Raw genomic sequence first — 12,195 nt, 5'->3', positions numbered from 1 at the left:
CTTAAAAAATTGTATCATAATAAAACTTCTTTTTTTGTTAAAGGTGATAAATGAAAATTATTTTATTTTTGTTTTTTATAGTTTATGGTGTTTGGGCTGAAGATTTTATCTCACCTAAAGAATACCAAGAATCCCTTTACAAAAATCCAAGAGGTATAAGTTGTGCTAAATGTCATGGTGATGGAGGACAACAAATACTAGGATATTATACTAAAAATGGAGAAAAAACACCTTTTATAGTGCCAAGTATTAAAAACACTCCTTATACACGTTTTAGAGAAATTCTAAGCCAACCTCAAGAGGCAAAAAGCATTATGCCAACTTACTCATTAACAGAAGATGAGATGAAATCGCTTTATGATTATATTACTAACAATAAAAGGAGTAAAAAATGAAAAATAATAAAAAAGCCTTTGAAGAAGCTTGCGAATATATAGCAGGTGGAGTAGATTCTCCTGTGCGTGCATTTGCTAGCGTAGGAAGCAATCCTTTATTTATAAAAAAAGGCAAAGGTGCTTATATTGTAGATATAGAAGATAATACTTATATTGATTATGTACAAAGTTGGGGACCTTTACTTTTTGGACATTGTGATGAAGATGTTGAAAAAGCTTGTAAAAAAGCATTAGAGCATGGCTCGAGCTTTGGCGCACCAACCCTAGCTGAAACTAAATTAGCTAAATTTATTTTGCAAGATTGGCCACATCTAGATAAAATTCGCTTTGTAAGCAGTGGCACTGAAGCTACTATGAGCGTTATTCGTCTTGCAAGAGGCTTTAGCAAAAAAGATAAAATCATTAAATTTGAAGGGTGCTATCATGGGCATTCTGATTCATTATTAGTAAGTGCTGGAAGCGGAGCTGCTACTTTTAATACCCCAAGCTCACTTGGTGTTTTAGAAGATGTAGCCAAAAACACCCTTGTTGCTATTTATAATGACATTGATAGTGTGAAAAATTTAGTAGAAAAACACTCAGACATTGCTTGTATCATTATAGAGCCAATTGCAGGGAATATGGGCCTAGTACCTGCTAAAATAGAATTTTTACAAGAGCTAAGAAAACTATGCGATGAACATCAAATTCTTTTAATTTTTGATGAAGTTATGAGCGGCTTTAGGGCTTCGTATTTAGGCTCTTTTGGGATTAATAATATAAAAGCTGATATAGTAACTTTTGGTAAGGTTATAGGCGGAGGTATGCCTGCGGCTGCTTTTGCTGCAAGAGCTGAGATCATGGACTTGCTAAGTCCTTTAGGCGGGGTATATCAAGCAGGAACACTAAGTGGTAATCCTCTTGCTATGGCTGCAGGCTATGCTAGTTTAAAAAAAGCAAGAAATTATGAAGGTTTATATGAAAAATTAGAAAAACTAGGCAAAAGACTTACTCAAGGCTTTAAAGAAGCTGCAAATGATTGCAAAATTCCTTTGCAAGTTAATTGCGTTGGCTCTATGTTTGGATTTTTCTTTTGTGAAAATCCTGTAAATAATTATCAAGATGCCTTAAAATCAGATACTAAATTATTTGCTAAATTTCACGCTCAAATGCTTAGCAAAGGCATATATTTAGCACCATCTCAATTTGAAACAGGTTTTATATGTGAATGTATGGATAAAAAAATCATTGATAAAACCATACAAGCAGCACAAGAAAGTTTTAAAGCCCTATGAATAAAAGACAAAAAATCATTCGCAAAGGTATAGAAGCTGCAGATGGATTAAGCCTTGGCATATCCATGGTTGTAGCTGTTTTAATCGGTGTTGGCATAGGCTATTTTTTAAAAAATTTAACCGGTATAGCTTGGCTTTTTTGGATAGGAGTGTTTATAGGAGTAGCTGCGGCGATTTTAAATGTTTATAAAGCTTACAAAGCACAAGTAAAAAGCTATGAAGAATTTAAAGAAGAAAATCGCTATAAAGATTTAAAAAATGATCCTAAAGCCTAAAATTTTACTAAAACTCTTGCTAGGATTAAATTTACTTTTCTTAGCAGGAGTTTTTTTCTATAAAGAATTAAGCTTTAATACCTTTATAAGCTTTGAATTTGGCTTTTTAGCTCAAAATTTAATCATTCTAATCTCTTTTTTAAATTATAAAAATTTTATTTTTAAAGCAGCTAAAAATTATGATTTTACACAAAGGCCTTTGCAAATTTTTGCTAAAAAACAATATTCTTTGCCAAAAATTATAAAATTTATCCATATAGATGACGATTTAAAACCAAAATTTAAAAGTATTTTTAAAAACGCATTAGCTTTTTTTTCTTTGTTTAAAATTTTTGCTTATGTGTTTTTAATAGCAGGATTTTTATTTTTAGAGTTTCAAGGCTTAATGAGTATTTTTGCCTTGTTTTGTGCGATGTTTGTCACACCCATAGCGGTATTAATATATAATTTTTTAATAAGAAAATGCTAAGCTCAAAAAGAACGATTAGATCATTAACTGCATTGTTTTTTGGTATGATTTTTGTTTTTATAGGAAGTGCTTTAACAGTAAATTCTATAGCAATTATTCTAAAACATAACGATATTAGTAATTTTTATATAGGAATAATAGGAAGTTGTTATTTTCTTGGTGCTATGGTAAGTACAATTAGTGCTCATAGGATAGTCTCTAAAGTAGGACATATAAGATCATTTGGAATTTTTGCCATCATTTTTGGTATAGCTACTATGCTTCATAGTTTAAACTCTAATCTATATTTTTGGATGGTTTTGAGATTTTTGCTTGGCTTTTGCTATTATGCACTTTTAATGGTCATAGAATCATGGCTTAATGAAAAAGCAAAAAATGCTATTCGCTCAAGAGTAATAGCCTTTTATGAAGTAGTATTTTACTCATCATCAGGCTTTGGAATTTTACTTATGTCATTTGATTTCCCAAGTAATACAGTATTTATTTTAAGCGCTAGTTTTATTATGTTTGCTTCTATTCCTTTATTTTTAATTCGTATTAAAGAGCCGGTTTTACCACAAAAAACCAAAATTTCCATTCCTAAAGTTTTTGATATAGTGCCTTTAGCTTTAGTGACAAGCTTTATAGCGGGTATGCTTTTAAATGGATTTTTTTCCATGGCTTCTTTATTTATACTCATACAAGGATTTGGCGCAAAAGAAGCTTCGATTTTTATATTTTGTACCATGTTAGGAGGGTTTATATCTCAACTTTTCATCGGAACTCTTTCTGATAAAATTAGTCGTAAATTTGCTATTATTTTATGCGCTTTTACCGCTTTAAGTGCTATGCTTTGTATTTTATTATTAAGCTATAATATTTATTTAAAATACTTTTTTGGCTTTTTACTAGGTATGGGAATGTGTTGTTTGTACGCTCTTTCTTTAGCTAGAGCAAATGACATGCTTGAAGATTCTAGTAAAAGAGTTGAGCTTGGCAGAGCGGTTCTTTTTACTTATTCTTTTGGTGCTTTGTTTGCTCCTGCTGTGCTTGGAACTTTGATGTATTATTTTGAAAGCAATGGTTTTATGTATTTTTATATTGTTTTACTAGCTACTTTAATTGCCTTTGCTATAGATAAACCAAAATTTAAAAATCTAAGCAAATTTAAAAGAAAACCAGGTAATATGGTAATGCTAGATGATAACTAATATTTCAAACCAAAACCAATTTGCCAAAAATGAAACCACAAAAGATAGCAAAGATAATATCAAAGAAAAATTAGACAAAAAAACCTCTCTTAGTGAAGCTTTAAAAAATCCTTTTTTTTCTAAAGATGAAGTAAAGCTTCCAAAAGACTATGTAAACAAAGTTGATCAAAAATTACAAGAACTTTTAAACAAATTACTAGATCAAATCAAAACCAACAAAGATCCTGATTTAGCCATTTTAAAAAATCACAAAGATTTAAATTTTGCACCTAATTTTGCCAATGAAGTTAAAAAACTTCAAGCAGAGCTTTCTAAAAATCCTGAATTTGAAAAACTACTTAAAGTTTTAGAAGATCTAGTTAAACCTGCTAAAGATATCAACAATAAAAATCTTTCATCCTTGGTAAAAAATTCAGGTGTATTTTTAGAAGCAAAACTTAATCATTCTTTAAAAGAGCAAAATTTACCACAAAGCTTTTTTAGTCTTTTAAATACCATAAAAGGGGCTACTAGCGAAAATCTAAAACGCGATATAAGCAATTTAGATCTTAAAAATCTTGACACCACAAATACACTAAAAGAACTAATTCACATCTTGCAAAATCACAAAAAAGATAATAAAATTTCTTTAGAAAATACAAACTACAAGACACTTTTTAAGCTATTTGATAAAATAGAAAATTTTAAAAACTATATCAATAAAAATCCAAACTCCATTAGTCAAGAAAAGCTACAAAATATTGCTAATAATTTCATTAAAAATCTTAATAAAAATTTAGCACTTATCAACAAAGAACTAGCTAAACCTGAAAATATAAAAATTCAAAATACGCATATACTAAAAGAACTTAGTCAAAACATTAAAGATCTTATAACGCTTTTAAAAGATATCAAAAACCACAAAAACAAAACTGAAACAACACAAGAAAATTTAAATAAAACTCCGCATACTGAAGACATCAAAGAAGAGTTAAAAGAGCAAATAAAAACTCCGCAAAAAAACACAGAAGATAAAAAAGAAACTCAACAAAAACAAGAAAGCATAGTAAAAGATAAAGAAATTCAAAACACAAAAGAAGAAAAAATACCACAAAATAAAGATATCAAAGAAAATCCTAAAGAAGAGCCTAAAACACCACAAAAAAATACTGAAGATTTAAACAAAAATGATAGTAAAAGTCAAAATTTACAAACAAATAACACTAAATTAGAAGATATATTCAAAAGCACTTCAGGTAAAATTTTACTAGAAGATATTTTCAAACAAAATGTAAGCAAAAATCTTAATTTTAGTCAAAATTTACAAGAAGAGCTTTTAAATAATCTAAACAAAGAACTAGGCCTAATAGGAAGAAAACTCAATGAGGTTTTAAAAGCTTTAGATCCTAAAAATTATGAAGCAAAAAATTCTTTAGATGATATAAAAAATATAGAAAAAAAATTAGAACTTTCTATAAAAGATCTTGGAAAAATTACTCCAAAAGATACCGCAGAAATTTCTTCAGAATTGCAAAAAGACATTAAATCCACTCTTTTGCAAGTTTCTAATCTGGCTAAAAATTTAGACAATGAAAGCATACTAAATCAAGCAAATCGTCTTATAGCCCAACTTGAGTTTAACCAACTTTTATCTTTGGCTAATAATAGCATTCATACTTTTTTACCTTTCTTTTGGGATGATTTAGAAAAATCTAATGTAGTTTTTAAACGCGGTAAAAAAGATAAATTTTATGCACAAATTAATCTTGAATTTGAAAAATTAGGAAAAATCAATGTATTTTTATCACTAAGCAATGATAAATATATCGATATAAATATGATGATAGAAAATGCTAATTTTAGAAAAAAACTTTACGAAAGAGCACATGAGCTAAAAAAAGCCTTAGTTAAAGTAGGACTTCTAAGCTCTAATTTTTTCATCAGTGATATAGTTAAAAGCAAATTTCACAATCAAGAAGAATATAATGATTTTAATATGGGTTTTGATACAAGGGCCTAAAAATGGCTAAAAAAACAAAAAAAGCAGTTGCACTAGGTTATAACAAAGAAGATCAAAATGCACCAAAAATTTTAGCCAATGCAAAAGGTGAAAATGCTTCTAAAATCATTTCACTAGCCAAAGAAAATGGCATTCCTATAAAAGAGGATAAAGACTTAGTAGAAGTTCTTAGCAAGCTTGACTTAGGCGATGAAATCCCACCTAATATGTATAAAGCTGTAGCTGAAATTTTTGCCTTTTTATATAAAGTTGCTAATGAAGATGAGACTAAGCAAAGTCCGCAATCTTCTTAGAAAATTCAACTTGCTTATAAGCGTTTTTACTAAATTTTAAAAACCCTTTTTGAGAAATTAACACTATAGTCGATCCAAGTTCAAAATTTCCAAGTTTTTGGCCTTTTTTTACAAAAAGATCTTCATAAGTATGAGTAAAATCAAAATTTGCAGCATTAGTTTGTATGCTAGTATCAAAGCTAAAATGCATTTTACCAACATTTAGCGCACCCACAAATACCATCCAAAGTATAAATTTTCCCTCCACCAAACACTTTAAAACCACTCTTTCATTTTTAGTATAAAGGTTTATAATCTTAGCTAATTTTGCTTCACTCACACTAAATAAAGCCCCACTCATATAAGTAGCACTTAAAATTTGTATATTACAAGGTGCGTGATAATGATGATAATCTTTTGGAGATAGATAAATATTTGCATAATCTATACCATTTTCTAATTCTTCTTTGCTAGCTGAATTTTTTAAAAGCTCTTCTATGCTGTAAGTTGATCCTTTAATGCTAAGAGCTAAATTTTGCCCTAAATCATTTTGAAAACTACTTCCAAGTTCTAAAATTTTACCATCACATGGACTTATAAGGCCATCTTCTAATTCTCGCTCATTTAACAAGCTTCTAGTAAATAAAGCATTTAAACTTTCATATTCTTCATAATTTTTAAACTCGCTCATATCGATTTTAAAAACATTAATATAGGCTTTATTGATGTTTTTTTGTATGATTTTTGGAAATTTATATTTTGCTATCACCCCAAATATTTTTGAAGCACTATTGCTAAATCCCATTTATTCTCCTTTTAATTTAATCAATGCTATTTCACTAGGAGCCAAAAATCTCACAGCAGGTCCCCAAAAACCAGCCCCACTACTTACATAAAGCAAACTATCTTTACTTAATTTATAAAGCCCATGCACAAAGCCTTGCTCTAAATACACAAGCAAAGAAAAAGGAAAAATTTGCCCTGCATGAGTATGCCCTGATAAAATCAAATCAAACCCACTCACATCATAAGTTTTTACATATTTTGGCTGATGCGTGATTAAAATATTAACTTTTTCTTGATTGATTTGAGTTTTGATTTTTTCTATATTGCTTTCTTTAAAACCCAAACGTTTAGCAGCTAAATCCAAAGTCCCACTTAAAGTAAAATCTCCAAAATCAATACTTTCATCTTCTAAAACTTTGAAATTCTTAAGCGTTTTAAGCTTTTTGCTTATCGCATTTATATCATTATAATACTCATGATTTCCATAAACAAAATAAGTACCATATTTTGATTTAAAATTTTCCAATAGATCAATATAAGACATACTAGCTATATCTGCATCGATTAAATCCCCAGCTATGATGATTATATCAGCATTTAAAGCATTAACCTCATCGATTAAAGTTTTTAAAAAATCTTCACCTAAATTTTTCCCCAAATGCACATCAGAAAGCAAAGCTATGTTTAAATCTTCTTTTAAATTTTTAATTTTAATATCTACCTCATTAACCTTAGGTGTGCTAATAGCATTTACAAAGCCTTTAAATACCATACTAACGCTAAGTATAATAAGCCAAGAATCAAAAATTAATTTTAAAAACCTTCTTCTTTGAAGGCTAAAAATTTGCTCTTTTTTATTTTCGTTAAAGAAAATCCAAGAGCCAATTTCATAAATCACTCCAAAAAGCAAGAAAAAGCAGGTAATAGTAGGAAAAATCGCTAAAATATAATAAAGCTTTTCATACAAAAAATCCCCGCGCATGTTTACAAAAAAGATTAATTCACATGCAAAAACTATTAAAACAAGAGCTAACACAAGCTTTTTATAAGGTTTTAAAAAATCAACTTTACTTAAAAATCTTTTATAAATATACCAATTTGCCAAAGCAAAAAATAAAACTAATAAAGTAAAAAAAACAAACACTCTCATAGTGTAATTTTATTTAAGCAAAATTAATATATTTTAAAGTAAAATCGCAAAAAAACATTTGGGAAAGAAATTTGGCTTTAATAGATTTAATCGATGCAAATAAGAAATTTAATACAAAAATAATCTTAGAAAATGCAAATTTTAGTGCAAATTTAGGAGAAAAAATCGCCATCATAGGTAAAAATGGCGAAGGAAAATCAAGCTTTCTAAAAGCCCTTATGGGAACTTTAAAACTAGATAGCGGTAGAGTGATTAAACAAAATAATGCTAGCATAGGCATGCTAAGCCAACAAGTAAGTTTTCAAAGTTCATTAAGTGTAAATGAAGCCATAAAACAAGAACTTGAAGAAATTTATCAAGCCTTGCAAGAGTATGAAAACTATAATGAAAAACTAGCAATAAATCCAGAAAATAAAGAATATTTAAAAAAAGTAGATGAGTTAAGTTTATTTATAGACTCAAAAGATGCTTGGAATTTAGATCAAAAAATACAAAGAATACTAGAAGAGTTTAAACTATTAGAGTATAAAGACAGAGCGCTTTGCTCTTTAAGCGGAGGAGAGATAAGACGCGTAGGACTTTGTACTTTGCTTTTAAAAAATCCTGACATCTTGCTTTTAGATGAGCCAACTAATCATTTAGATGTATATATGAGCAGTTTCTTAGAAGAAAGATTAAAAGCTTCTAAAATGTGTGTTATTTTCATCTCTCATGATAGATATTTTATAGATACAATAGCGCAAAAATGCGTGGAAATAGAAGCAGGAAAATTAAGCATTTTTGAGGGTGGATACACACAGTATTTAGAAAAAAAAGCAGCTATTTTAGCATCTTTAGCAAAAAGTCATGAAACCTTACTTAAGCAATTAAAAAGCGAAGAAGAATGGCTAAGAAGAGGAGTTAAAGCTAGACTTAAACGCAACGAAGGGCGTAAAGAACGCATTTTTAAAATGCGCGAAGAAGCCAAAAAAAATCCTTCTGCAATAAAACGCTTAGAACTTGAAATAAAAAGAGCGAGTAAAAATTTCAACCAAAACCAAAGCCAAAACCGCAAAAAAATGCTTTTTGAACTTAAAAATATCTCAAAGTCTATTGCTAACAAGACACTTTTTAAAGATTTTAATGCACGAATTTTACAAGGTGAGCGTATAGCTATAGTAGGAAAAAATGGCTGTGGCAAATCTACCTTTTTAAAAATTTTACTTGATCAAATTCCACTTGATAGTGGAGAGATTAAAAGAGGTGAAGTAAAAATTGGCTATTTTGATCAAAGTAGGAGCTTGCTAAATACTGATAAAAAACTTTTAGAAATTTTTTGCCCAAATGGCGGTGATCATATCCAAGTGCGTGGTAAAAATATGCATGTTTATGGGTATTTAAAACAATTTTTATTTCCAAAAGAATTTTTAGAGCAAAGTGTTAGTGTTTTAAGTGGTGGTGAAAAAAATAGAGTCGCCCTAGCCTTGCTTTTTACCAAAGAATATGATGTATTAATCTTAGATGAGCCAACAAATGATTTAGACATTGCTACGATTAATATTTTAGAAGAATATTTACTTTCCTTTGAAGGTGCGATTTTGCTTGTCTCGCACGATAGATATTTTGTCGATAAAATAGCAACCAAGCTTTATGCTTTTGAAGATAATGCAAATATCAATATAGAAGTTCTTTCTTATAGTGAGTATTTAGAAAATGAAAAAGAATATAAAGACTTTGAAGAATTTTCTAAAAGCTTAGAAACAAACACCACAACAAGTGTAAAAACAAAAGAAAAATCAAGTAAAAAACTAAGCTATAAAGAAAATGAAATTTTAAACTCATATCCTGATAAAATTCATAAATTAGAAGAAGAAATCAAAGAACTCAAAAATGCTTTATCAAATCCTGAGTTTTATCAGAAAATCGGAATTAATAAGCTTTATGAAGAATTAAAAGAAAAAGAAGAAATTTTGATTGTGTTAGAAGAAGAGTATTTTAAAATTCTTGAAAAATTTGATAGATAAGATATTTAAAAAACTTAATCTTTAGTTATACTATGAAAAAAGCTAGTTTAATATTGTTTTTTTTACAATATATATAAAAAATATTTATTAATTATAATATTTATTATTTTTTAATATACATAAAGATATAATACCATTTCAAAATATTATTTTATTGAGGAGTTAAATGATGAAAAATTCAAGAAAAATTTTTCTATCAGCTTGTGTTGCTACTATGGTAGCTAGTTCAGCTCACGCTATCGGGGGGGGGGATCCGTTTTCCGACACTAACCTAAAAGATGAAAATAAAAATGGAAACTATTCTTTCGTAGTAGATAAAGACACAGGTTCTACTTACAATATCACTTCTGTTATCGGAGGCAGTTTCGATGGCACTACAAACAAATACATCAATCACTTAAATATAGATGCAGCTAAAAGCACATTTAATGTTGGTGCCAATGGCCAAGATGCGGAAATCGGTCATTATTTTGATGGAGAAAAAGATAAATTTTATTCTTTTAATATAAAAGCAAAAGAAATAATTTTTGATGGCAAAAATAATGCTTTGGGTCAAGATACTTCATTAAATGTAGGCAATACTGGGGTTATAGAAGGAAATCTAGCTCTACTTAATGGTGCTGATCTTTTCATTAGCAATGGTACCTTAGGAAGTCAAAGTGCAAATGGTTCTTTGCTTGTAAAAGGTGATTTTACTGCAAATGATGCAAATCTTGAATTTTATGGAAATCATGGTTTTCATATAACTGGTACAGCAATTATAAGAAATTCAAATTTTAGTGCTTCAAATGCACCAATAAGTGAAAATGGTATCTTTTTATTAAGCGCTGATAAAGGTTTTAATAAAGATATCGAACTAACCAATACAGCAAATGTTTTTAAAGAATTTTCAACCGCACAACTTCTTGGACTAAGCGCAGAAGAAGCTAAAAAATACAATGATGCTATAGTAAAAATTAATTTAGAAAATAAACTTGGAATTAATTACAGCCTTAAAGCAGTAGGAAATACTTTATACATCAATGCAAAAGTAGATAAAAATGGTTGGAAAAGTGCAATAAAAAGAGAAGGGATTGCCGCAGCCCTTAGAACAGCACAAAAAGAAATTTTAACAGCTATGATTGCCGAATATGAAAAATTAGCAGCTGAAGCAACTGGTCCAAAACCAAGAAATAATAAAAAACAAGATTTTACAGGGTTAGACTATAATCATTTAATCAGCCAATTAAATGCCAAATTAGATGCTATTGAAAGTGGCATTGCTAATAAAACAACAGCATTTAACTATCAAGTTGATGCAGTTTTAGCTTCTGTTATATCTTCAAACAAAGAACAAGCAGCAGCTAGTGCTATAGTAGATGCGATAACAGGAAATGCTCAACAAGCTAAAAATGTTTTAAATTCGGCTAGAGAAAGCGCAAATAACTCTAACCGCCAAGGTGCTATCCAAGTTATTAACCTAGCTAATGAAATGGCTATTGCAACTAGAATGATGCAGCCAAGAAGTCAAGGAGAAAATAGCGTATGGGCTAATGCTTTTGGCGGCGTAAATATGATAGGAAGTGAAAATGATAGTGTATTTGGTACTAGCATAGGTATTGACAGACAATTTAGTGATGCTATACTTGCTGGTGCTTACTTGACCTATGCAGATTCAAAACTAAACTACAATTCTGTTAGTCAAGATGCAGATAATTTACAAATCGGTGCTTACTCAAGAATTAAAAACAACAATCACGAATTTGACATCAAAGCTTATGCGCAATTTAGCTGGACTGATCAAGAAAGATTATTAAATGGAACCAGCAATAAATCTGATTACACACAAACTTTCTTCGGTGCAAGCGGTACTTATGGATATGTATTTGATATGGGTAATGAATTTGCTATTAAACCTTTAATTGGTTTAAATCTTTACTATAGCAATACTCCTGATTATACAGAAACTGGCGTTTGGGCTCAACATGTACAATCAATGACAAGCTTTACAGCAAGTGCAGAACTTGGTGCTGAATTTAGAAAATCTTTTGAAAATGGATTTTTTTATATAACTCCAAAAGTTGAACAATTCTTTGCAACTAGTGGAGATGATTATCATGCTAGATTTGTAGGTAGCGATATGAGCTTTAATGTAGCTGGTGCTGAAAAAGATAAAACTTTTGGTAAAATTTTAGTTGGTAGCAATATTAATATAACTAATAGTTTATCTCTTGATTTAAGTATAGGTGCTAAACAGATCTTAGCTGGAAAAGAAGATGATACAGATGAAACTTACTTAACTGGTAATATTGGTCTTAAATACTCATTTTAATTAACACAAAAAAGAATTCTTCTTATACAAGCATAGGTTTTCACCTATGCTTATTTACCTTCTTGTTGCAT

The 12,195-nt window shown here is 29.4% G+C and carries 11 protein-coding genes; 9 read left to right on the top strand and 2 right to left on the bottom strand.

Annotation, left to right across the window (positions count from 1 at the left end; genetic code table 11):
* The first annotated feature begins 50 nt into the window (after positions 1-50).
* From CLLT_RS02935 to CLLT_RS02905, 7 genes are read left to right on the top strand one after another with little or no spacing between them, the layout of a single operon-like run.
* Positions 51-395, top strand: a complete 345-nt coding sequence (locus CLLT_RS02935; RefSeq protein WP_012661297.1) for a c-type cytochrome — start codon at positions 51-53, stop codon at positions 393-395.
* Complete coding sequence (gene hemL / locus CLLT_RS02930; RefSeq protein ID WP_074692766.1) at positions 392-1,669, top strand: glutamate-1-semialdehyde 2,1-aminomutase; 1,278 nt, start codon at positions 392-394, stop codon at positions 1,667-1,669. The genes CLLT_RS02935 and hemL overlap by 4 nt, the downstream gene beginning before the upstream one ends.
* Positions 1,666-1,944, top strand: coding sequence for an AtpZ/AtpI family protein (locus CLLT_RS02925; RefSeq protein WP_074692764.1), 279 nt, complete (start codon positions 1,666-1,668; stop codon positions 1,942-1,944). The genes hemL and CLLT_RS02925 overlap by 4 nt, the downstream gene beginning before the upstream one ends.
* Positions 1,928-2,413 (top strand): hypothetical protein, encoded by a 486-nt coding sequence (locus CLLT_RS02920; protein ID WP_074692763.1) that lies wholly within the window; start codon positions 1,928-1,930, stop codon positions 2,411-2,413. The genes CLLT_RS02925 and CLLT_RS02920 overlap by 17 nt, the downstream gene beginning before the upstream one ends.
* Positions 2,407-3,603 (top strand): MFS transporter, encoded by a 1,197-nt coding sequence (locus CLLT_RS02915; protein WP_074692761.1) that lies wholly within the window; start codon positions 2,407-2,409, stop codon positions 3,601-3,603. Before CLLT_RS02920 ends, CLLT_RS02915 begins: the two co-directional genes overlap by 7 nt.
* A complete protein-coding gene (locus CLLT_RS02910; protein WP_074692760.1) occupies positions 3,593-5,602 on the top strand; it encodes a flagellar hook-length control protein FliK in 2,010 nt (669 codons plus the stop codon). The genes CLLT_RS02915 and CLLT_RS02910 overlap by 11 nt, the downstream gene beginning before the upstream one ends.
* A 2-nt stretch (positions 5,603-5,604) precedes the next feature.
* Positions 5,605-5,895 carry a FlhB-like flagellar biosynthesis protein gene (locus tag CLLT_RS02905; RefSeq protein WP_074692758.1) on the top strand — a complete coding sequence of 97 codons (291 nt, stop codon included), beginning with the start codon at positions 5,605-5,607 and terminating at the stop codon, positions 5,893-5,895.
* On the opposite strand, the gene CLLT_RS02900 is transcribed toward CLLT_RS02905, so the two are convergent.
* Positions 5,870-6,679: a phosphatidylserine decarboxylase gene (locus CLLT_RS02900; protein WP_070255087.1), complete on the bottom strand. Its 810-nt coding sequence runs from the start codon at positions 6,677-6,679 to the stop codon at positions 5,870-5,872. The two genes, CLLT_RS02905 and CLLT_RS02900, sit on opposite strands and share 26 nt — an antisense overlap.
* Positions 6,680-7,810: a metallophosphoesterase gene (locus CLLT_RS02895; RefSeq protein ID WP_070255090.1), complete on the bottom strand. Its 1,131-nt coding sequence runs from the start codon at positions 7,808-7,810 to the stop codon at positions 6,680-6,682. It lies immediately after the preceding gene.
* A 71-nt stretch (positions 7,811-7,881) separates the two neighbouring features.
* Here CLLT_RS02895 and abc-f point away from each other — a divergent pair, with 71 nt between their 5' ends.
* Entirely contained in the window at positions 7,882-9,813 is a 1,932-nt protein-coding gene (abc-f, locus tag CLLT_RS02890; protein ID WP_070255093.1) for a ribosomal protection-like ABC-F family protein, read from the top strand.
* Between the two features lie 166 nt (positions 9,814-9,979).
* Positions 9,980-12,124, top strand: a complete 2,145-nt coding sequence (locus CLLT_RS02885) for an autotransporter family protein (protein WP_176316453.1) — start codon at positions 9,980-9,982, stop codon at positions 12,122-12,124.
* Positions 12,125-12,195 lie beyond the last annotated feature (71 nt).

The sequence above is a fragment of the Campylobacter lari subsp. lari genome (genome assembly GCF_013372185.1).
GTDB lineage: Bacteria > Campylobacterota > Campylobacteria > Campylobacterales > Campylobacteraceae > Campylobacter_D > Campylobacter_D lari.
The sequence above is the reverse complement of the archived record's forward strand: the minus strand, read 5'-3'. Positions and strand labels throughout refer to the sequence as shown.

Excerpts from the sequence above, each read along its gene's own strand:
- CLLT_RS02885 (WP_176316453.1), top strand. The coding sequence starts at position 9,980 with ATGATGAAAAATTCAAGAAAAATTTTTCTATCAGCTTGTGTTGCTACT.
- CLLT_RS02910 (WP_074692760.1), top strand. The coding sequence starts at position 3,593 with ATGATAACTAATATTTCAAACCAAAACCAATTTGCCAAAAATGAAACC.
- CLLT_RS02900 (WP_070255087.1), bottom strand. The coding sequence starts at position 6,679 with ATGGGATTTAGCAATAGTGCTTCAAAAATATTTGGGGTGATAGCAAAA.
- CLLT_RS02935 (WP_012661297.1), top strand. The coding sequence starts at position 51 with ATGAAAATTATTTTATTTTTGTTTTTTATAGTTTATGGTGTTTGGGCT.
- hemL (WP_074692766.1), top strand. The coding sequence starts at position 392 with ATGAAAAATAATAAAAAAGCCTTTGAAGAAGCTTGCGAATATATAGCA.
- CLLT_RS02895 (WP_070255090.1), bottom strand. The coding sequence starts at position 7,810 with ATGAGAGTGTTTGTTTTTTTTACTTTATTAGTTTTATTTTTTGCTTTG.
- CLLT_RS02905 (WP_074692758.1), top strand. The coding sequence starts at position 5,605 with ATGGCTAAAAAAACAAAAAAAGCAGTTGCACTAGGTTATAACAAAGAA.
- CLLT_RS02915 (WP_074692761.1), top strand. The coding sequence starts at position 2,407 with ATGCTAAGCTCAAAAAGAACGATTAGATCATTAACTGCATTGTTTTTT.
- CLLT_RS02920 (WP_074692763.1), top strand. The coding sequence starts at position 1,928 with ATGATCCTAAAGCCTAAAATTTTACTAAAACTCTTGCTAGGATTAAAT.
- CLLT_RS02925 (WP_074692764.1), top strand. The coding sequence starts at position 1,666 with ATGAATAAAAGACAAAAAATCATTCGCAAAGGTATAGAAGCTGCAGAT.